The following is a 19,180-nucleotide window of genomic DNA, read 5'->3' on the forward strand; positions in this document are numbered from 1 at the left end:
AAGGATTCATGCTAAAACAACACCTTCAGTTTAAACTCTCACAAAAGCTGTCGCCACAGCAGATTCAGCTGATGAAGCTGATTCAGCTGCCTACCCAGGCTTTCGAGCAGCGTCTGAAGCAGGAACTGGAGGAAAATCCCGCCCTGGAGTCCGGCAAGGAGGATTCCGGGAGCCTGGAGGATGAATACGCAGAAGCCTACGACGGGGCCGAGGAGCACGAACGCATCGAGGCCGACGACATCAACATCGACGAATACCTAAGCGATGATGAAGTCCCCGATTACCTGACTCGTACGAGTAATTACAGCCAGGACGACGAAGAAAAGCAAGTCCCCTACGCCTCCGGTATTTCCTTTACCCAATACCTGATGAACCAGCTCAATACCGAATATCTCGACGATGAGCAATGGACCATCGCGGAATTTCTGGTTGGGAGTATCGATGAAAGCGGCTATATCCGCCGTTCGATTTCCGATATCATGGACGACCTGGCCTTCACCCAAAGTGTTTTTACGGACGAAAAGACCATCCTCGAAGTCCTGGAAAAGGTTCAGCAATTAGACCCCCCAGGGGTTGGCGCCCGCTCTCTGGAGGAATGTTTGTTGATTCAACTTCGGCGCAAAGAGCCTACTCCTTCCGTTGAACAGGCGATTAGCATTTTGGAAAAATCCTTTGACCACTTTTCCAAGAAGCACTTTCAGAAGCTCCTGCAAAGACACGATCTCAATGAGGAAGAACTCAAGGATGCTATCGGGGAAATAGAGAAATTGAATCCCAAGCCAGGGGGTTCGTACTCCGGGGGAAACAAAATTGTTGAGCATGTCGTGCCCGACTTTTCCATCCGCATTGTCGACGGGGAACTGGAATTGAGCCTAAACGGGCGCAATGCCCCTGAGCTCCACGTGAGCCGGGAATATTCCCAGATGCTGGCGGGCTATAAGAACGCCAAGGACAAATCCAAGGAACAGAAGGATGCCGTATTGTTCATCAAGCAGAAACTCGATGCGGCCAAATGGTTTATCGATGCCATCCGGCAGCGGCAACAAACCCTGTTTGTAACCATGAGTGCTATCATGGATTACCAGCAGGAATACTTCATGACCGGGGACGAACGAAATTTGAAACCAATGATCCTCAAGGATATTGCCGACCGAATCAACATGGACGTATCTACCGTTAGCCGGGTGGCGAACAGTAAGTATGTAGATACGCCCTATGGCACCCGTTTGATCAAGGATTACTTCTCGGAAGCAGTTAAGAACGAGCAGGGGGAAGACGTCAGTACCAAGGAGATTAAGAAAATCCTGGAAACGGTAGTGGCGGAGGAAAACAAGAAAAAGCCGCTTACCGACGACCGCCTGGCCAAGATCCTGAAAGACAAAGGCTACCCGATAGCGCGGCGCACCGTGGCCAAATATCGGGAGCAATTGGGAATCCCGGTGGCCCGGCTCCGCAAAGAAATCTGATGCGCATCTTAAGTCAGTTAATCGGTTTGATTGCCCATCCCCTGCTGATTCCAGCCTTCGGGGCCTTCTTTTATTTTCAGGTAACGCCCAAATACAGTCCCCCGGACCTGCAGCGCGCCAATATCCTCCCCATTTTTATCCTTACCGCAATCATTCCCCTTATCAGTATGATCATCCTGCAGAACCTGGGGCTGATCCGATCAGCGCAGATGAAAAATCCTGATGAGCGGGTATACCCGTTACTGGTAGGGCTTGTGCTCTTGCTTATGGTGTTGTTGCAGGTAATCCCCAACAACTATACCCCGGAACTCTATTTTTATATTCTCGGTCTGACCATTGCTGTGGCAGCCTGCTTATTGCTGGCCCTAACGCGAAAGATCGTTAGCCTGCACATGGTAGGCATGGGTAGCCTGCTCGCTTTTATGGTTGCCCTGAGCATTCACTTTGAGAAAAATATCGTTGTAGCCATAAGCCTTTGTACCCTGGCCTGCGGACTCGTCGCTATGGCACGTCTTTACCTGAAGATACACGGAAGGGCGGGGGTATTTACAGGCTTGCTAATTGGCCTGGTTTCTCAACTCCTGCTGATTCGCTTCTGGGTGTAGCTTTCCCCTTAGTCCCCTTGCGCAGCTTTCTCAATCGTAGCGTAATTAATCTTCAGGGCATTGACCTTGCGCAATTCCTGCTTCACATCGTTTATAAGGCCCATCCCGGCCTTTTCGTCTACCTTGAGCACCACAGTTACCAGAGACCGGAGTTCTGCGGGTAGCGCTTCTCTTTTCTGGAGCACATACGGACCGATATCACTGACCCGGGCAAAGGAATCGTCTAATTGGATTTGCGGTTCAGTGCCGTAAACCGAACGATACTGTTGTTCCGGTGGACCGATGTGGATGTAAATCAAGCGGTCCTTCTTCTCCAACTTTTTAATTTCAGTAGCATCGGGGAGCTGATTTAGCACCTTAAGGTCCTTCTCTTGAATCGTGGTCACCGTCATAAAGAAAAACAACAGCATAAATACAATATCCGGTAGGGATGCTGTAGATACCGGGGGAAGGCTTGCAGAACTTCTTGCTTTGAATCGTATCATGATCATTTAAATTTATTAGTGCTATTCAGATGCTGTTTCGGCCTCCGAAAGGTTCAGGGGGAAAAGCTCCTGGATTTGTAAGATCTGCGCTTTGAGCTGTTCCTTTTGCAGGGGCCCGGTCTGTGGGTTCAAATAATCCTGCTCCAAGGCCGTGTAATCGCTTCCAAACAAGCGCTGGGCTTCCCGGTTGCGCAGCGTATTATAACCCGCGGTAATTTCGTTCTGGACGGCTATGTAATCGGCATAGGCGGTTTGCCGGTCGCTCCTCAGGGATACTATCGCAATATTGGGATTGTCCGAAGATGTTTCTTCCCTGTTCCCCTTGCAATAATCACAGCTACCGTCGCCCCCATTGTCCAGGAAAGCGATTACGACATCCTTCAATTCCTCGAGTGGCAGGAGCTCTTCTTCTACGAGTAAGGCCCCGGAGTTGTTGATATTTACTGTTAGAATGTTGCGCTGGCGCACCACTATGGTACTGGTATCGTCTATCCGAGGCAGCAACCGATCGATACCGGCATCGGTTTCAATGGTAGTAGTCACCAAAAAAAAGATAAGGAGTAAAAAAGCGATGTCTGCCATTGATCCCGCGTTCACCTCCGTATTCGCTCTGTTTCGCATATCCTGAATTTTTCCTCAAAATAGCAGGCGAACAAGAGGAAGTAAACGGGGAATGCGTGAGTCAGCGATTTCGATGAGGGAACCCGACGGATCAGGGAAGCTTATTGAGTGTCACTGAAATAAAAAGACCTATTGCGAAGTAATCCTAAAGAATATAGAACGTCAATCCCAAACGTAAGGGCGCCATTTCAAGAGAGGTGCCATCACTGGTCTGGGTTCCGTCCTGGAAGAGGGCATTGAGGCCATAATAGGCGTGCAGATTAAAGGTATTATAGCCCACATTTAAGGTTAGTCCGTAGCGGAAGCGTTCTACCTGCTGGTTGTAAAAGGTATCCCGGAAATCATCCGTTATTATTTTGGAACGGTTGGCAAAAGCATAGCCAAACTTTACGCCTCCATAAATCCTCCAGAATTTAAATGTATCCGGAGTAGAATTACGCCATCGGATTTCAAGGGGAACTTCTATTAGGTGCATCTCCAGTTTATTCCGATTGTAAAAGGACCGGTTCCTGATAAACGTGTATGCGGGGGTTTCTGCCGTGGCCATGGCTGCATTGGAATCCGCCCAAAGATTGGAATAATAAGAGTTCACAGCATAGCCCAGGCCTATTCCCAGGGCAAGTGTGCGATCCCTATTGATGGGCATATCCCGGATAACACCCACGTTAAGGCCATAGGAGAAATTACTTTGGCTAAACCCATCCGGCTTGTCCAGGATTAAATTGTAGGTGAGCCCAAGGTAAATTTGATCCTCGCGGTAGCGCAGATCCGGCGAGGAATCTCCTTCAACAGGAACATCCTGAGAAATCGCCAGATTGAGGCCGCCCACAAGCAGGAGGAATAGAAAAATTGAGATTCTCACATTCATAAGATATAAAAAAACGCTTCAGAAACTGAAGCGTTTTATACTGATCTAACTTAAGTAATGAATCTGCTACTGCAGGTTCGCAAAGGCATCCCCGTCCGTAGTGGTATAATTCACTTTAAGGGCATTTACCTTACGCAGTTCTTGCTTGATATCGGATATCAGACCCATGTTAGCATCCCGGTCTACCTTTAAGGCAGTCGTCAGAACGTTCTGCAGTTCCTGTGGTTTTGCAGCGCGCTCCTGCAGGATAAAATCTCCTACATCCCCTACATCAGCAAACTTATCATTTAGCTGAATCTTTGGCTCCGAACCAAAGGTGCTGGTGTACTGGCTCGTTGGTTTCCCTACATAGATGTAGATTACCCTGTCCTTTTTTTCCAGCTTCTTGGTCTCGGTAGCATTCGGCAGGGTATTCTCAACCATGATCGAACTATCCTTCATGGTTGTTACCGTCATAAAGAAGAATAACAGCATGAAAACGATGTCGGGCAATGATGCCGTAGATACCGCAGGGACGTCTCCGTCTTTTTTCTTATTAAACTTGGCCATATTCGTTTATGCTTTTAGTTGGAAGTTGACGTTTCGGCTTCGGATAGCTTCTGAGGAAACAACCCCTGGATGCGCTCAACTTTTTCTTTGAGCTCATCCCGGATTGCCTGATCCGTTTCCGGATTCAGATACTCCGCTTCCATTTCCGTAAAGTCCACTCCGTATAAACGATTCGATTCGCGGTTCCGAAGTTCGTTATAGGCTCCTACCAACTCGTTCTGGACGGTGATATAAGTCGCGTACTTCGTTTCCCGGTCGTTCTTCAGTGAAATAATGGCCTTCGTAGGATTGTCTGAAGATTCCGGATTCTTGCGGCCCTTGCAGTAATTACAAGTTCCGTCTCCTCCGTTGTCAAGGAAAGCCATCGCAGCCTCCCTCAAATCTTTCAGGTCGATCAATTCTTCTTCTGCCAGTAACTGGCCATTCTTGTTGATGTTAACCGTAAAGATATTCTTCTGCTTGATCACCACATCTTCTTCTGGCGGCTCAATAGGCGGGAGCATACGGTCCAGCCCTGAGTCCGTCTCAATAGTTGTGGTCACCAGGAAAAAGATCAGGAGCAGAAAGGCGATATCCGCCATCGATCCTGCGTTTACTTCCGGTGGTCCTCCTCTTCTAGGCATTACTTTCTATTTACTTGTTCGTCATTTTCTTAACCCCGCCCCACAGCATGGATCCCACGGCAATGAGGGTTAGGATAAAGAATACATTCAACCCGGCACCGATTTTCTTAACGGTGCTTTCAGTAGTGGCTACACCTCTGCTAGCCATTTCCTCTACAGTTCCATCAGCTCCGTCTGAAAGGACATAAGCCACGGCAACTACGATCAAAAATCCTACTATTACAAACAGTGTCTTTTTGAGGCTTGCAGGATTAGCAAAAAGGTTCTTTAAAGTGAACAACAGACTGAATAACACAGCGATCCCAAGAAGGATATACGTGATAATGAACATTCCGTTCATTGCTCCGCTCGCTACCGCTTCAGCTGTAGGCACTTCTTTCTCCGGAAGCATGAACCACAGTACTGCGGCTATAGCTCCGAGAACTACCAATAATATTTTAACAATCTTGTGCATACTCTAAGGTATTAAGCGTTCTGAATTACTTCTTGTGATCTACCAGCATATCGATCAGAGAGATCGAAGAATCTTCCATATCATTAACGATGCTGTCGATTTTCGCAATGATGTAGTTATAGAAGATTTGCAGGATGATCGCAGTAATCAGACCGAATACCGTGGTCAAGAGTGCTACCTGGATATCTCCTGCAATCAGGGAGGCACTCAGGTTACCTACTGCACTAATTTTCTGGAATGCCTGGATCATACCAATTACCGTACCCATGAACCCAAGCATGGGCGCAATCGCGATAAAGAGGGATAACCAGCTCACATTCTTCTCGAGTTGTCCCATTTGAACTCCTCCGTAAGCAACAACGGCTTTTTCAGCAGACTCGATGCTTTCTCCAGCCCGGTCCAGACCTTGATAATAGATGGAGGCAACGGGGCCTTTAGTGTTACGACATACTTCTTTAGCGGCTTCTACTCCACCGGAAGCAAGTGCATCTTCAACTTGTTGCTTGAGTTTACCAGAATTGGTGCTGGCCATATTAAGGTAAATAATACGCTCAATGGCTACCGCCAGACCTAAAATCAAACACAGGAGTACAATTCCCATAAATCCGGCTCCACCCTGGATAAACTGTTCCTTGAGTACCTGGGTGAATCCTCTGTCAGCAGCAGCGTCATCTTGAAGCATAACCATTGCGGTTGATACTGTGCTTGAAACCAATGCTGGCGCCTTCGCGCTTACCGTATTTGTACCGAGGACAAATAGCCCAGCCACAGCCAGGATTGAGAATAATTTTTTCATTTTTTCAAACTTAAATTTAGATTAGTTATTGAGGCTAAAGATAAAAAAAAATTAAAACTAAAAAATTAAATGTAACCGCCCGAAACCCTGATATTTCCAAAAGATTGGGCGATTTTAAAAGAATTCCTTTCCCAAAACGGGCAAGGGTTGAAAAGTATGCAAAAAGTAGGAAAGGCGCAAGTTTGTTTTACATGGATTCGCAACCGCCTTGGAAGTTGGTGTATTCAGATCGAAGTTTAAGGGGATTAGCTGCGCTGATCCCGGGCCGAACGACCAAAAAACCTCCAGTGGAGGTTTTTTAGTGAGGAGCCAGCTGGTGCGCTGGCAATTTCAGGTGCGGAACAAGCATAGAAAGCAGCGATCTGGCTTCGCCAGGATTAGCTCCTGCATTCGCAGTCGCTGATCCCTGCACCTCTTTCAGGTGCCGGACAAGCATAGAAAGCAGCGCGCAGCATCGCTGCTCGCTTATTCTAAAATCAAAGGCCGTCCAGAAGCGAGCTTCCGACGGCCTTTTAAATTTTAGAATGTCGCCGCTATTGCGGCGATGCTTTCCTTTTGTGCAGAGAGGAAGGGATTCGAACCCTCGATCCGCTCTCGCGGAAACACGCTTTCCAGGCGTGCGCCTTAAACCACTCGGCCACCTCTCTAGTTGCAGCCAGGGGCTGCCAAAACAGGTTGGCAAATTAACGAAAAAAATACCCGGGAATAAAATTTTGTAGCCGCTAAATTTCAGGACATTTCCCCCCGCAGGGAAGTTTCAAAAATGGTCTTGAAGGACGCCGGACTCACGCCTGCGCCAAGGAGATACATCAGTTTGGCTAGCGCCGCTTCTGTAGTGATATCGCGTCCGTCGATTAGCGGGATGGCTGCCAGCTCAACACTGGTTTCATAATGTCCCATCATCACACTCCCGCCTCCGCATTGGGTAACATTTACAATCTGGACCCCGCGGTGGACCGCTTGCTTTAAAGAACTGATTAGCCAGGGCGATGTCGGGGCATTTCCAGCTCCAAAGGTTTCAAGAACCAATCCGTGCAGGTCCGGGCTGGCCAACAAGGCTTCCACCCAGCCGCGATTGAGTCCGGGAAAGAGTTTTAAAATCCCGATGCGATTATCCATCTTGGTGTGGACCACCAACTTCTTTCGGGCCTCCCCCGGCCAGAGAAACTCACGGCGCACGTTAAGATGAACCCCGGAAATCGCAAGGGCGGGATAATTCGGGGTATCGAACGCCTCAAAGTGTTCGGTATTCATTTTAGTGGTGCGGTTTCCGCGATACAATTTGTAATCGAAGTACAAACATACTTCCCGGATTGTGGCCCGATTATTATCGCGCAATGCCGCCAGTTGAATAGAGGTAATCAGGTTTTCCTTGGCATCTGTCCGCAGGTCTCCAATAGGCAACTGGGATCCCGTTAAAATCACGGGCTTGTTCAAATTCTCCAGAATAAAACTAAGGGCCGAGGCCGTATAGCTCATCGTATCGCTGCCGTGCAGCACCACGAATCCGTCGTAGGTGGCATATTGTTCCCCGATAATCTCTGCCAGCCGAACCCAATGCGGGATGTCCATATTGGACGAATCCAGCGGCTTGGAAAAGGATACGGAATCGATGGAACATTCCAGCTGATAGAGCTCGGGGATTTGCTGTACCAGGCGATTGAAGTCGAAAGCCTTCAGACTACCGCTCTGGTATTCCCTCATCATACCGATGGTCCCTCCGGTATATATCAATAATATGCGGGGTTGTGCTGCCATCATTGCGAAAATGCGCTTACATCCAGGTTAAAAACATTCCGGGCATTCTCAGAAGTAATACGGTCTATCCCCGAAGGATCTTTCTGGTAGATTTCCGCAAGGCGATCCCGAACCTGAATCAGGTAAGCCGGTTCATTTCTTTTGCCCCGGAAGGGTGTTGGTGCCAGATAGGGCGCGTCGGTTTCCAGTACAATATGTTCCAGGGGAATCTGATCGAGGAACTGATCGATTTTACCATTCTTGAAGGTAGCGACTCCTCCTATTCCCAATTTCATGCCAAGGGCAATGGCCCGGTTGGCCTGCTCCTTTGTCCCGGTAAAACAATGGAAGATCCCAAAGAGTTCCGGACCCTTTTCCTCCTCCAAAATCTCAAAAATCGGGTCAAAGGCGTCCCGACAATGAATTACGATTGGAAGCCCGAATTCCCTGGCCCATCCTATCTGAATCCGAAAGGCCTGCTGTTGCTCGGCCAGCCGGGTTTTATCCCAGTAAAGATCGATGCCTATTTCACCAACTGCCTGGTAGCCTCCCGCCTGGAGTTCCCGACGAACATGTTCGAGTTCCTCCTCCCAGTTATCCTGGACGTGGGTTGGATGTAAGCCGGCCATCAGGCTAATGCGATCCGGATACGCCCGTTGTAATTCACGCATGGCGGCGGTATACTGCGAATCAATTGCGGGGAGGCAAAAATAATCGACTCCAGCCGACAGGGCTCGTGCTATGACTTCCTCGCGGTCCTCATCAAAAGCCTCGACATAGAGATGGTTGTGGGTGTCGATTAACATGGGGTAAAAATAGGACTATCTTTGTCAAAAGCCTCAGCTCAGTGCTCAAAAACCTGCTCGAAAAAACCGGATATATCCGGATACCCCTGGAACCGACCGGAACGGATCATCTCGCGCTCCAAGCGACCCTCAATAATAAGGAGGGACTGTTTATACTGGACACCGGAGCCTCAGGCACCTGCGTTGGCATGGATGCTGCTTTGCATTTTGAGATGCAGGAGGAAGAAACCGAACTCAAAGCAGCTGGTGCCGGAGCCACAGAAATGGATACGCGCATTTCGGAAAACAATATGTTACGCATTGGCGATTGGCAGTGCGAAGGCTTAAAGATTATTCTCCTTGATCTGAGTCATGTGAACACGGCGCTAACCGGTCAGGACGAGCAACCGGTCGATGGGATTATCGGTGCCGATGTCCTGAGGATGGCCGCAGGTATCATCGATTACGGGGAAGATGCGCTTTACCTGAAATCTACCGAGTCCGATAGCGAATTATAAGGCCGGAAACCAGTTATAGCTCAAGCGCTTTCTTCAAGTCGCCATCCATCAGATGCTCCACCGGGTTTTCAATACCTTCTTTTACCGCAACCAGGAATCCTACTGATTCCTTACCATCGATAATACGGTGGTCGTATGACAGGGCTACATACATAACTGGCGCAATGGCTATAGCGCCATCACGGACAATCGCCCGTTCTACGATATTGTGCATCCCAAGGATACCACTTTGCGGTGGGTTGATGATCGGGGTGGAAAGCATGGAACCAAAGACGCCTCCGTTGGAAATCGTAAAGGTTCCTCCGGTCATTTCGTCTACGGTAATCTGCCCGTCACGCGCTCGGAGCGCCAGGCGTTTTACCTCTGCTTCAATACCGCGGAAACTCAGGTTCTCCGCATTGCGAATCACGGGAACCATAAGGCCTTTGGGTCCGGAAACTGCTATACTGATATCGCAAAAATCGTAGGTAATCATTTCCTTGCCGTCGATCATGGAGTTGACCGCCGGATACATTTGCAGGGCGCGGATTACCGCCTTGGTAAAGAAGGACATAAATCCTAGTCCAACCCCGTGCTTTTCTTTAAAAGCCTCTTTGTGCTGGCTGCGCAATTCAAATACGGCAGACATGTCGACCTCGTTGAAGGTGGTCAGCATGGCTGTTTCATTTTTGGCTGCCACAAGGCGTTCGGCTACCTTCCGGCGTAACATCGACAGCTTGGAGCGTTGTTGTCCGCGAGAGCCACTGCCCGGACTTCCCATAGAAGGAACCGCATTCATCGCATCTTCTTTCAGGATGCGTCCATCCTTGCCGCTGCCGCTAACCGATGCGGGATCTATTCCTTTTTCGTCCAGGATTTTCTTAGCCGCAGGAGAAGGCGTACCGGAGGCATAGGTGGTTTTAGCCTCGGATTCCTTTTTCTCAGGTTCGGGTGCCGGTTCTTCAGCTGGCTTCTCTTTCTTCTCGGCTGCTTTTGATTCTTTCTTTTCGGTTTCTCCCCCGCCCGGTTTTTCGGCATCGGTATCGATCAGGCAAACCACTTCGCCCACAGCAACGGCATCGCCTTCTTCGGCTTTCAGGGTAATTACCCCACTTTCCTCAGCGGGCAATTCCAGGGTCGCCTTGTCTGAATCTACCTCAGCGATGGCCTGGTCCTTCTCGACATAATCACCGTCCTGCACCAGCCATTGGGCAATTTCAACTTCAGTAATAGATTCTCCCGGGGAAGGGACTTTCATTTCTAGAATCATGGGTCGCTATTTACTAAACTTTCGTCTGTTTTCTGGGGCCCTTGCCGGCACCCTTTGTTATTTTTTCGCCGCTTCAGCTTTTGACTGAGGCCTTGTTTGATTGTTTTTGGACTTGTCAAAGACATAGTCGATCACCTGTTGGTGGCGCATGCGCGAACGCACCGCACTTCCAGCCGCAGGGGAAGCGTAGAATCTTCTGGAAGCTACGCGGAATTCCGAAGCTCCGGGGAAATGCATTAGCAAGTGACTCCAGGCTCCCATGTTGCGGGGTTCTTCCTGAGCCCATACAACTTCTTCGGCATTGGCGTATTTCTCAATGGTTTCCTGCATCTGTTTAGCCGGAAGTGGAAATAACTGTTCCAGCCTTACCAGCGCAACATCTTCCCGACCCAATTCTTCCCGGGCTGCCAGGAGGTCGTAATAAAATTTACCGGTACAAAATACGAGCGACTTAACCTTATTGGTCTTAACACTATCGTCATCGATAAGCTCCTGGAATTTCCCTGAGGCCAACTCGGAAACTGTCGAAACGCATTTGGGATGTCTCAACAGGCTCTTGGGTGTAAATACAATTAGCGGCTTGCGATAGTTTACTTTCATTTGCCGCCTCAGCAGGTGGAATAAATTGGCCGGGGTACTGACATCGGCAACAAACATATTATCCCGGGCACACAACTGCAGGTAGCGTTCCATCCGTGCCGAGCTGTGTTCCGCTCCCTGTCCTTCATAGCCATGGGGCAGGAGGAGTACCAGGCCATTTTGCGTTTTCCATTTGTCCTCTGCAGCAGAGATGTATTGATCGATCATGATCTGGGCTCCATTGCTGAAATCCCCGAATTGGGCTTCCCAAATGGTTAGCGTATTCGGGCTGGCCATGGCGTAGCCGTATTCAAATCCAACAACCCCGTATTCGGACAAGAGGGAATTGTAAATCTGGAAATCTCCCTGTTCTTTGGAAAGGTGGTTGAGCAAGAGCACTTCTTCTTCACTTTCTTCCACCTTCATCACAGCATGGCGGTGCGAAAACGTTCCCCTTTCCACATCCTGTCCGGAAATTCGAACATCAAAACCTTCCTGTAACAGCGTCCCATAGGCCAAAAGCTCACCCATAGCCCAGTCCAGGTTGTCGGTTTCAAAAAAGCGCTTCCGCCGGTCTTCGACCAGGCGCTCTACCTTGCGCAGAAATTTCTTGCCTTCGGGGAGTTTGGTGATTACCGTAGCCACAGCTTCCAGTGCTTTTGGATCCACAGAGGTATCAACGGCCTCCATCATCTCCCATTCCCGGGCATTTTCGAATCCGCTCCACTCATCTTCCATAAAGGGAGTGATGCGGGTCTTGTCTTCTTTCCGGCTGTCTTCTAATTCTTCCTCCAGGGAAGCTTTGTAATCCGCCTCTAATTGCGCCACAAAATTGTCGTCGATCACGCCTTCCTCCCGGAGCTTGGCCGCATAGATATCCCTGGGATTCTGATGTTTGGCAATTGCCTTATACAGCTTAGGCTGGGTAAACCGGGGCTCGTCCCCTTCGTTGTGACCGTATTTGCGATAACCCAACAGATCCAGGAATACATCGCGTTGAAACCGCATCCGGTACTCCAGGGCAAACAAGGAGGCATGAACCACCGCCTCGGCGTCATCGGAGTTAATATGCAGCACCGGACTCAGGGTTACCTTCCCGACATCGGTACAGTAGGTAGAGGATCGCCCATCGAGGTAATTCGTTGTAAATCCGATTTGATTATTCACTACGATATGTATGGTCCCGGCAGTTCTGTAGCCATCGAGCAACGCCATTTGCACAACCTCGTACGCTAATCCCTGCCCGGCAATAGCAGCATCTCCATGTACTACAATGGGTAGCACCTTGGAAAAATCGTCAGGGCAATGCAATTCTTGTTTCGCCCTTGAAATTCCTTCGACCACAGCACCTACGGTTTCGAGGTGGGACGGGTTCGGAGCGATATTCATATTGATGGATTTCCCGGAATCCGTCTTCCGTTGTGAAGTCCACCCCAGGTGATATTTTACATCCCCGTCAAATACTTCCTGTTCGTAGTCTTTCCCATCGAATTCACTGAAAATATCCGTGGCGGGTTTGCCGAAAATATTGGTCAGGACATTGAGGCGACCCCTGTGGGCCATCCCCATAACGAATTGCTCCACGCCCATTTCGGCAGCGCGTTCCACAATGGCGTCAACGGCTGGGATAAGGGATTCATTCCCTTCCAGTGAAAAGCGTTTTTGCCCAACGTACTTGGTGTGGAGGAAGGCTTCAAAACTTACCGCTTCGTTGAGTTTGCGTAAAATATGCTTCTTCCGCTCGGGGCTGAAATCCGGGTGATTGTCGTTGACATTGAGTTTGTCCTGTATCCACTGTACGCGCTCCGGCTTGCGGATGTACATGTATTCCACCCCAATGGCATCGCAGTAAATACGCTGTAAATGGTTTACGATTTCCCTTAGGGACGCCGCGCCAATCCCGATGATTTCGCCTGCACTGAATACCGTATCCAGGTCGCTTTCGGATAAGCCAAAATTGGAAATATCCAGGGAAGGGGTGTATGTCCGGCGTTCCCGAACCGGATTGGTTTTGGTAAAAAGGTGGCCTCGTGAGCGATAACCGTCGATCAGTCGGATCACCATAAATTCCTTCTGTAGCGATTCCGGCATGGCCTGCTGTGAGCCATCAGCAAGCTGAACTACACCATTGGATGCATCGATACCCAGTTCCTCCAGAGCACTCTCGGTTCCAAAATCGAAGCCTTGGAAAAAAGCCCTCCAGCTCGGCTCCACGCTATCCGGGTGGCTGAGATACTGATCGTAAAGTTTCGAAAAATACGCGGTGTGCGCCGCGTTCAAAAAGGAATACTTATCCATTAAAAGCTATGCTTTCACCTTCGGGTTGAATATTATATCAAAAATACAATAATTCCGGTGGATTAGACATCTTTATGCCGCTTTTAAGCCTGCAACTCAAAAGCGCAGATTCTCAAGGGTGTAACCCGCGAATTTTTTGCTCCCATTGCCAGGCCGAAAGGACCGCCTCATCCAGGCTCGATTCGGCTTTCCATCCCAGGACCTCATTGGCCCGCGTAGTATCCGCATAGGCAGCGACGACATCTCCGGGACGTCGGGGTGCGATCCGATAATTCAGGGATTTACCCGATACCCGCTCAAAACTTTGAATGACTTCGAGTACAGAACTTCCGGTACCCGTGCCCAGATTAAATACTTCAAAATCTTCCGAATTCTCACGGTTAACCAGGCGGTTCAGTGCCATGACATGGGCTTTGGCCAAATCCACAACATGAATATAATCCCGAACGCAGGTCCCATCTGTAGTGGGATAATCATCCCCGAAAACAGCCAATTCCTCACGAAGTCCGGCGGCAGTTTGCGTGATAAAGGGCACCAGATTTTGCGGAACCCCCAAAGGCAATTCCCCAATTTCAGCCGAAGCATGCGCCCCGATCGGGTTAAAATATCTGAGGGAAATCGCCTGCAGCGCCGGATAGACCTTACAGGAATCCCGTATTATTTCCTCCCCGATTTGCTTGGTATTTCCGTAGGGGGATTCGGCCGGAACCACGGGGGCCTGCTCGGTAATCGGCAGGTCTTTGGCCTGGCCATAAACGGTACAGGAAGAACTAAAAATGAAGTGCGCGCCTTCCCGCTGGTGCAGGGCTTGAAGCAGGTACACCAGGCTGTTGAGGTTATTCTCGTAGTAAAGCAACGGATTCTCCACGCTTTCCCCGACAGCTTTGGATGCGGCAAAATGAATAACCGCTTTCAGGTCGGGATGTCTTTCAAAAAAAGCGAGCACAGCCGACTTATCGCGCAAATCAATGCGGTGAAATTCGGGTCGGGTACCAGTGATGTTTTCGATCCCTTCGAGCACCGTTTCCCGGGCATTGGAGCAATCATCAATAATGACTACCTCGTATCCCGCCTCTTGTAATTCAACGGCTGTATGGGACCCGATAAAACCAAGCCCTCCGGTTACTAAAACCTTTGTCATGCGCTCATCAATTCTGATATGAAGTACGAAGTAACGGCTTCACCCCAAATATTGCAATATGGTCTTGCAGATAAAATCCAACTGCTCCTGATCCAATTCGGTGTGCATGGGCAGGGAAATGACTTCCTCCGACAGGCTGTTGGTTACCGGGAAATCGGCCTCGTTATATCTGGGATCTGCATACGCCTTCTGCCGGTGCAGGGGAACCGGGTAGTAGATTCCGTGTGGAATGCCCTGTTCCGCCAAATGAGCGGCCAATCCATCGCGTTTCCCGTTGGCGATCTTCAGGGTATACTGGTGAAACACGTGGCAATCGCAGGTATCGCAAATACCCGCACAACCCCGCATGGTCACCGGGGTAGTGATCTCGGGATGATCGGCTAGTGCCCGGTTGTAGGCGCGCGCGGCGTTCCGGCGTTTTTCACAATAGCCGTCCAGAAGGGGAAGTTTCGCCTGAAGAACTGCTGCCTGCAGGGAATCAAGTCGGGAATTAACGCCAATCACATCGTGGTAGTACCGTTCATACATCCCGTGGTTTACAATTCCCCGGAGCGTATGTGCCAGTTCAGCGTCATCGGTAAAGATGGCACCCCCATCGCCGTAGGCTCCGAGGTTTTTTGAAGGGAAGAAAGATGTTGCCCCGACATGCCCCAGGGTGCCGGCTTTTTTCAGGCTGCCATCTGCAAATTTATAGTTGGCGCCTATCGCCTGGGCGTTATCTTCGATGACGTATAAATTGTGTTTTTCAGCAATCTCGAGAATTGCTTCCATTTCGGCGCATTGCCCAAATAAATGTATGGGGACAATGGCTTTGGTTTTTGGTGTAATTGCCTTTTCGACAGCTTCCGGATCTATATTGAAAGTGTCGGGGCGCACATCGACCAGCACTGGCGTGAGGCCAAGCAGCCCAATTACCTCAACGGTGGCAGCAAAGGTAAAATCTGCGGTAATGACCTCGTCTCCAGGCTTCAACCCCAATCCCATCATCGCGATTTGCAAGGCATCGGTACCGTTGGCACAAGGGATCACATGAGCTACTCCGAGATATTCTTCCAGGGCCTGCTGGAAGGCCTTAACACGTGGTCCGTTAATAAAGGCTGCCGATTCCAGGATTTCAGAAAAAGCTTCCTGGACTTCCTCCTTAATATCCTGATACTGGCCCACCAAATCGACCATTTGGATCTTTTTCATGGCTAAAATTTTCGTCCCTCAAAGGTATAAAATAACCAAGGGGCAGCCAATGAATAGTTTAAAGAACCGTAATTTAGCTGAGGAATGGTTTTGGTCTATTTCTTTTATGATCTCGCGGTCCGGCTCACCGGATTCCTACTGCACCTGCCTGCACTTTTCAATCAGAAAATCCGGCAATTTCTTACGGGGCGGCAAGGCGTCTGGGAATATTTGCAAACGTTTCGGCAGCCCGATAAAAATTTGATTTGGCTGCACGCGGCATCCCTCGGTGAATTTGAACAGGGACTGCCCGTGCTGGAACACCTGCAAAAGGAATTTCCCCAACACCAGTACCTGGTCACCTTTTTTTCCCCTTCGGGATATGAAGTAAAAAAGGGAAGTATGCCGGGTGTGGGAATGACCTACCTCCCCTTAGATACTACCAGCGCCGCAAAGCGATTTATACAGCTGGTAAAGCCGGAAATAGCGTTGTTTGTTAAATATGAAGTCTGGCCGAACCTCTATCGGGAATTGCATCGGGCCGGAATCCCGAATGTTATGATCTCTACCCTCTTCAAACCCGGGCAGGCCTATTTTAAATGGTACGGGGGGATTATGCGAGCTGCGCTGAAACACGTTGTGTATTTTTATGTGCAGGACGAGCGCTCGGCGCAACTACTGGAATCACTTGGTTTTGAAAACCATACGGTTTGCGGGGATACCCGATTCGATCGCGTACTGGAAATACTGGATCGGGACAATCAGCTCGATTTCATGGAGTATTTCAAGGGGAAACGCAGCTGCCTGGTTGCCGGAAGTACCTGGCCGGAGGACGAGACTGTCCTGTTGCCTTTGCTCAGGGAATTAGATCCGGCGAATTCCTGTGCGGTTATGGCTCCGCACGCCATTCAGCCCCATGCGATCAAAAAGCTGCAAGAGAAACTGGGGCCGGGTACGATCTGCTACTCGGAAATCTCCGGCAAGGGGAAAGACTTCCTTAAAAATGCGCGAATCCTCGTGTTAGATACTATTGGAATACTAACCAAGGTCTACAGTTACGCCGACCTGGCCTATGTCGGTGGAGGCTTTGCCACAGGGTTGCACAATACCCTGGAGCCAGCTGTGTTTGGGATTCCCGTTATCATCGGTCCACAGTACAGTGGATTCAGGGAAGCGGAACAGTTGGTTGCCCTCGGAGGAATTCGCGTGGTGGAAGACCCCAAAGCGGCGCATATCACCTTAAGTGAATACCTGAATTCCCCTGAAAAGCGATCTGAAACGGGCCAAATTAATTCCGAATTTATTCTTAAAAGCAAGGGGGCGAGCATCCAAATAGCCGCGGGTATCCGTAAATACTTATAGAAGCCCCTTACTTATGCATTATCCTAAATGGTCTGGCATGGCATTGATTGCCCTGCTTTTGCTTAGCAGCTGTTTGCTTCGGGAGGATTCCTCCCAAAAGGGGCAGGAAGATGCTCCCGCCCTCCAGGCTCCGGACACAGCTGGTCTGCGGAATCCGGAACTTCGGGAAAAAGCAAACCCCAATCGCAAAAAGTCTACAGATACCATTCGGCCCTCTGTGGCCAGAAGCCAGTTTGAGGATTGAGTCCGGATTTTATTAGTTTTACCGGGAACCACCAATCCCTAACCAATCCATGCAATCCAAACTACTCCGCATTTCACTTACTGCTGCCCTGGCAGGATTCCTTTTTGGATTTGACACTGTCGTAATCAGCGGGGCCAACCTGCCCATAAAAGCGCTTTGGAACACCAGTCCCTGGTTTCACGGCACCTTTATTATGTCCATGGCCCTTTGGGGAACGGTCTTTGGTTCCGTTTTTGGCGGAATTCCCTCGGATAAACTGGGACGAAAAAAAACCTTATTCTGGATAGGAGTTCTCTACTTTACTTCAGCCATGGGTTCTGCCCTCGCGACAGACCCCTATGTATTCTCTTTCTTTCGATTTATCGGTGGAGTCGGGGTAGGCGCATCTTCTGTTGCCGCACCTATTTACATCTCAGAAATATCTTCCTCCGAAAACCGTGGGAGGCTTACGGCTATGTACCAGTTCAACATCGTCTTCGGAATCTTTGTAGCCTTTATCTCCAATTACCTGCTCAAGGGCGTGGGAGGCGACAATGACTGGCGATGGATGCTGGGGGTGGAAGGTATCCCGGCCCTCATTTACACCCTGATGGTACTCCGGATCCCGAATAGCCCGAGATGGTTGCTTTCGCGAAAAGGCCAGGAGGAAAAAGCCCTGGACATTCTGAAGTTCCTGGGATATAGTCTGGAAGCCGCCAAGACCGAAATCAAGGAAGTCCTGGAAGCGGCTTCACGCAGTGTAACCAAGGAAAACCTCTTTTCAAAAGCCTACAGCAAGCCGCTGGCCCTGGCGTTTATGCTCGCTTTTTTCAACCAACTCAGCGGGATCAATTTTATACTGTATTACGCGCCGGAAATTCTTGAACGCGCCGGACTGGCATCGAGTGAATCGCTTTTCAATTCTATCTCCATAGGTATTGTTAACCTGATTTTCACCCTGGTGGGTGTTCGCCTGATCGACAACCTGGGACGGAAAAAACTCATGTTCATCGGATCGGTGGGTTATATCGTTAGCCTGGCGATGGTCGGTTGGTGCTTTTACAGCGGGGCGGGTTCCGGGCTCTTACTGGTATTTGTGCTGGTCTTTATCGCTTCCCATGCCATAGGGCAGGGCGCTGTAATCTGGGTATTTATCTCGGAAATTTTCCCCACCAAGGTGCGGGCCTACGGGCAATCGTGGGGCACGGGAACCCATTGGGTATTTGCAGCCCTCATTACATTACTTACCCCAATTTTCCTGGATGCCGAAGAAGGTATCTTCGGTGATAATCCCTGGCCGATTTTTGCCTTCTTTGCAGGGATGATGGTCCTGCAATTGCTGTGGGTCATCTTTAAAATGCCCGAAACAAAAGGGGTATCTCTGGAGGAATTGAGTGCTAAGCTTACCGGGCGCAAATCACAGGAAAACTAGCGGCAATCGGAGTCTATTTTAGGAATAGCATCCCATCAAGCCTGTTTTAACATAAACTTAACCTGAAGCCGAAATACCATAAAATGGTCTGTCTGCCCGCCGATGTTCGATGCATAAGGCCACGAAATGATTTTATTCGGACCTTCATTTTGGGTAATTAGCTTGGTTTTTAGGAGTTTATTAGCTTTTTTTGCGTTTCCTAGATAAAATCATGTATTT

Annotated in this window: 19 protein-coding genes and 1 tRNA gene; 6 read left to right on the top strand and 14 right to left on the bottom strand. The window is 49.5% G+C overall.

The window, feature by feature from the left end; all coding sequences use genetic code 11:
* Window positions 1–8: 8 nt before the first annotated feature.
* On the top strand, window positions 9–1,466 hold the full coding sequence (gene rpoN, locus BM318_RS03390) for an RNA polymerase factor sigma-54 (protein ID WP_092980687.1): 1,458 nt from the start codon (window positions 9–11) through the stop codon (window positions 1,464–1,466).
* Window positions 1,466–2,071: a hypothetical protein gene (locus tag BM318_RS03395; protein WP_092980688.1), complete on the top strand. Its 606-nt coding sequence runs from the start codon at window positions 1,466–1,468 to the stop codon at window positions 2,069–2,071. The genes rpoN and BM318_RS03395 overlap by 1 nt, the downstream gene beginning before the upstream one ends.
* An 8-nt stretch (window positions 2,072–2,079) precedes the next feature.
* On the opposite strand, the gene BM318_RS03400 is transcribed toward BM318_RS03395, so the two are convergent.
* The 10 genes from BM318_RS03400 to BM318_RS03445 all read right to left on the bottom strand — a co-directional run bounded on the left by BM318_RS03400 (window position 2,080) and on the right by BM318_RS03445 (window position 9,010).
* Entirely contained in the window at window positions 2,080–2,556 is a 477-nt protein-coding gene (locus tag BM318_RS03400) for an ExbD/TolR family protein (protein WP_092982049.1), read from the bottom strand.
* Window positions 2,557–2,577: 21 nt separating this feature from the next.
* Window positions 2,578–3,177, bottom strand: a complete 600-nt coding sequence (locus BM318_RS03405; RefSeq protein WP_092980690.1) for an ExbD/TolR family protein — start codon at window positions 3,175–3,177, stop codon at window positions 2,578–2,580.
* A 145-nt stretch (window positions 3,178–3,322) separates the two neighbouring features.
* Entirely contained in the window at window positions 3,323–4,045 is a 723-nt protein-coding gene (locus tag BM318_RS03410) for a porin family protein (protein WP_092980692.1), read from the bottom strand.
* Between the two features lie 66 nt (window positions 4,046–4,111).
* The gene (locus BM318_RS03415; RefSeq protein WP_092980693.1) at window positions 4,112–4,594 is read right to left on the bottom strand and encodes an ExbD/TolR family protein; all 483 of its coding nucleotides are present in this window, start codon (window positions 4,592–4,594) and stop codon (window positions 4,112–4,114) included.
* 14 nt (window positions 4,595–4,608) lie between these two features.
* Window positions 4,609–5,217 carry an ExbD/TolR family protein gene (locus tag BM318_RS03420; RefSeq protein ID WP_092980694.1) on the bottom strand — a complete coding sequence of 203 codons (609 nt, stop codon included), beginning with the start codon at window positions 5,215–5,217 and terminating at the stop codon, window positions 4,609–4,611.
* A gap of 10 nt (window positions 5,218–5,227) precedes the next feature.
* Window positions 5,228–5,671: a hypothetical protein gene (locus tag BM318_RS03425; protein ID WP_177218248.1), complete on the bottom strand. Its 444-nt coding sequence runs from the start codon at window positions 5,669–5,671 to the stop codon at window positions 5,228–5,230.
* Window positions 5,672–5,696: 25 nt separating this feature from the next.
* Window positions 5,697–6,467 carry a MotA/TolQ/ExbB proton channel family protein gene (locus BM318_RS03430; protein WP_092980696.1) on the bottom strand — a complete coding sequence of 257 codons (771 nt, stop codon included), beginning with the start codon at window positions 6,465–6,467 and terminating at the stop codon, window positions 5,697–5,699.
* Between the two features lie 560 nt (window positions 6,468–7,027).
* Window positions 7,028–7,114 (bottom strand) — tRNA-Ser (locus tag BM318_RS03435).
* A gap of 82 nt (window positions 7,115–7,196) precedes the next feature.
* Window positions 7,197–8,225: an asparaginase gene (locus tag BM318_RS03440; RefSeq protein ID WP_092982051.1), complete on the bottom strand. Its 1,029-nt coding sequence runs from the start codon at window positions 8,223–8,225 to the stop codon at window positions 7,197–7,199.
* Entirely contained in the window at window positions 8,225–9,010 is a 786-nt protein-coding gene (locus BM318_RS03445; RefSeq protein WP_092980697.1) for a TatD family hydrolase, read from the bottom strand. The genes BM318_RS03440 and BM318_RS03445 overlap by 1 nt, the downstream gene beginning before the upstream one ends.
* Before the next feature lie 41 nt (window positions 9,011–9,051).
* Between BM318_RS03445 and BM318_RS03450 the strand changes: the two genes are divergently transcribed.
* The gene (locus BM318_RS03450) at window positions 9,052–9,507 is read left to right on the top strand and encodes a retropepsin-like aspartic protease (protein WP_092980698.1); all 456 of its coding nucleotides are present in this window, start codon (window positions 9,052–9,054) and stop codon (window positions 9,505–9,507) included.
* Between the two features lie 13 nt (window positions 9,508–9,520).
* Here the strand turns inward: BM318_RS03450 and odhB are convergent, their stop codons facing one another.
* The 4 genes from odhB to BM318_RS03470 all read right to left on the bottom strand — a co-directional run bounded on the left by odhB (window position 9,521) and on the right by BM318_RS03470 (window position 15,965).
* Window positions 9,521–10,756, bottom strand: a complete 1,236-nt coding sequence (gene odhB / locus BM318_RS03455) for a 2-oxoglutarate dehydrogenase complex dihydrolipoyllysine-residue succinyltransferase (RefSeq protein WP_092980700.1) — start codon at window positions 10,754–10,756, stop codon at window positions 9,521–9,523.
* Window positions 10,757–10,813: 57 nt separating this feature from the next.
* Window positions 10,814–13,633 (bottom strand): 2-oxoglutarate dehydrogenase E1 component, encoded by a 2,820-nt coding sequence (locus BM318_RS03460; protein WP_092980701.1) that lies wholly within the window; start codon window positions 13,631–13,633, stop codon window positions 10,814–10,816.
* 112 nt (window positions 13,634–13,745) lie between these two features.
* On the bottom strand, window positions 13,746–14,774 hold the full coding sequence (gene galE, locus BM318_RS03465; protein ID WP_092980702.1) for a UDP-glucose 4-epimerase GalE: 1,029 nt from the start codon (window positions 14,772–14,774) through the stop codon (window positions 13,746–13,748).
* A 39-nt stretch (window positions 14,775–14,813) separates the two neighbouring features.
* On the bottom strand, window positions 14,814–15,965 hold the full coding sequence (locus BM318_RS03470) for a DegT/DnrJ/EryC1/StrS family aminotransferase (protein ID WP_092980704.1): 1,152 nt from the start codon (window positions 15,963–15,965) through the stop codon (window positions 14,814–14,816).
* Window positions 15,966–16,049: 84 nt separating this feature from the next.
* Between BM318_RS03470 and BM318_RS03475 the strand changes: the two genes are divergently transcribed.
* The 3 genes from BM318_RS03475 to BM318_RS03485 are packed head-to-tail and all read left to right on the top strand — an operon-like array spanning window position 16,050 to window position 18,961.
* A complete protein-coding gene (locus BM318_RS03475) occupies window positions 16,050–17,306 on the top strand; it encodes a 3-deoxy-D-manno-octulosonic acid transferase (protein ID WP_092980705.1) in 1,257 nt (418 codons plus the stop codon).
* Between the two features lie 37 nt (window positions 17,307–17,343).
* Window positions 17,344–17,550 carry a hypothetical protein gene (locus BM318_RS03480; RefSeq protein WP_092980707.1) on the top strand — a complete coding sequence of 69 codons (207 nt, stop codon included), beginning with the start codon at window positions 17,344–17,346 and terminating at the stop codon, window positions 17,548–17,550.
* A 49-nt stretch (window positions 17,551–17,599) separates the two neighbouring features.
* Window positions 17,600–18,961: a sugar porter family MFS transporter gene (locus tag BM318_RS03485; protein ID WP_092980708.1), complete on the top strand. Its 1,362-nt coding sequence runs from the start codon at window positions 17,600–17,602 to the stop codon at window positions 18,959–18,961.
* The last annotated feature ends 219 nt before the right edge of the window (window positions 18,962–19,180 follow it).

The organism is Robiginitalea myxolifaciens (genome assembly GCF_900115205.1).
Taxonomy (GTDB): domain Bacteria; phylum Bacteroidota; class Bacteroidia; order Flavobacteriales; family Flavobacteriaceae; genus Robiginitalea; species Robiginitalea myxolifaciens.

Excerpts from the sequence above, each read along its gene's own strand:
- BM318_RS03470 (WP_092980704.1), bottom strand. The coding sequence starts at position 15,965 with ATGAAAAAGATCCAAATGGTCGATTTGGTGGGCCAGTATCAGGATATT.
- BM318_RS03425 (WP_177218248.1), bottom strand. The coding sequence starts at position 5,671 with ATGCACAAGATTGTTAAAATATTATTGGTAGTTCTCGGAGCTATAGCC.
- BM318_RS03485 (WP_092980708.1), top strand. The coding sequence starts at position 17,600 with ATGCAATCCAAACTACTCCGCATTTCACTTACTGCTGCCCTGGCAGGA.
- BM318_RS03480 (WP_092980707.1), top strand. The coding sequence starts at position 17,344 with ATGGCATTGATTGCCCTGCTTTTGCTTAGCAGCTGTTTGCTTCGGGAG.
- BM318_RS03460 (WP_092980701.1), bottom strand. The coding sequence starts at position 13,633 with ATGGATAAGTATTCCTTTTTGAACGCGGCGCACACCGCGTATTTTTCG.
- BM318_RS03445 (WP_092980697.1), bottom strand. The coding sequence starts at position 9,010 with ATGTTAATCGACACCCACAACCATCTCTATGTCGAGGCTTTTGATGAG.
- BM318_RS03395 (WP_092980688.1), top strand. The coding sequence starts at position 1,466 with ATGCGCATCTTAAGTCAGTTAATCGGTTTGATTGCCCATCCCCTGCTG.
- BM318_RS03420 (WP_092980694.1), bottom strand. The coding sequence starts at position 5,217 with ATGCCTAGAAGAGGAGGACCACCGGAAGTAAACGCAGGATCGATGGCG.
- BM318_RS03405 (WP_092980690.1), bottom strand. The coding sequence starts at position 3,177 with ATGCGAAACAGAGCGAATACGGAGGTGAACGCGGGATCAATGGCAGAC.
- BM318_RS03440 (WP_092982051.1), bottom strand. The coding sequence starts at position 8,225 with ATGGCAGCACAACCCCGCATATTATTGATATATACCGGAGGGACCATC.
- BM318_RS03415 (WP_092980693.1), bottom strand. The coding sequence starts at position 4,594 with ATGGCCAAGTTTAATAAGAAAAAAGACGGAGACGTCCCTGCGGTATCT.
- BM318_RS03430 (WP_092980696.1), bottom strand. The coding sequence starts at position 6,467 with ATGAAAAAATTATTCTCAATCCTGGCTGTGGCTGGGCTATTTGTCCTC.
- odhB (WP_092980700.1), bottom strand. The coding sequence starts at position 10,756 with ATGATTCTAGAAATGAAAGTCCCTTCCCCGGGAGAATCTATTACTGAA.
- galE (WP_092980702.1), bottom strand. The coding sequence starts at position 14,774 with ATGACAAAGGTTTTAGTAACCGGAGGGCTTGGTTTTATCGGGTCCCAT.
- BM318_RS03475 (WP_092980705.1), top strand. The coding sequence starts at position 16,050 with ATGGTTTTGGTCTATTTCTTTTATGATCTCGCGGTCCGGCTCACCGGA.
- BM318_RS03410 (WP_092980692.1), bottom strand. The coding sequence starts at position 4,045 with ATGAATGTGAGAATCTCAATTTTTCTATTCCTCCTGCTTGTGGGCGGC.
- BM318_RS03400 (WP_092982049.1), bottom strand. The coding sequence starts at position 2,556 with ATGATACGATTCAAAGCAAGAAGTTCTGCAAGCCTTCCCCCGGTATCT.
- rpoN (WP_092980687.1), top strand. The coding sequence starts at position 9 with ATGCTAAAACAACACCTTCAGTTTAAACTCTCACAAAAGCTGTCGCCA.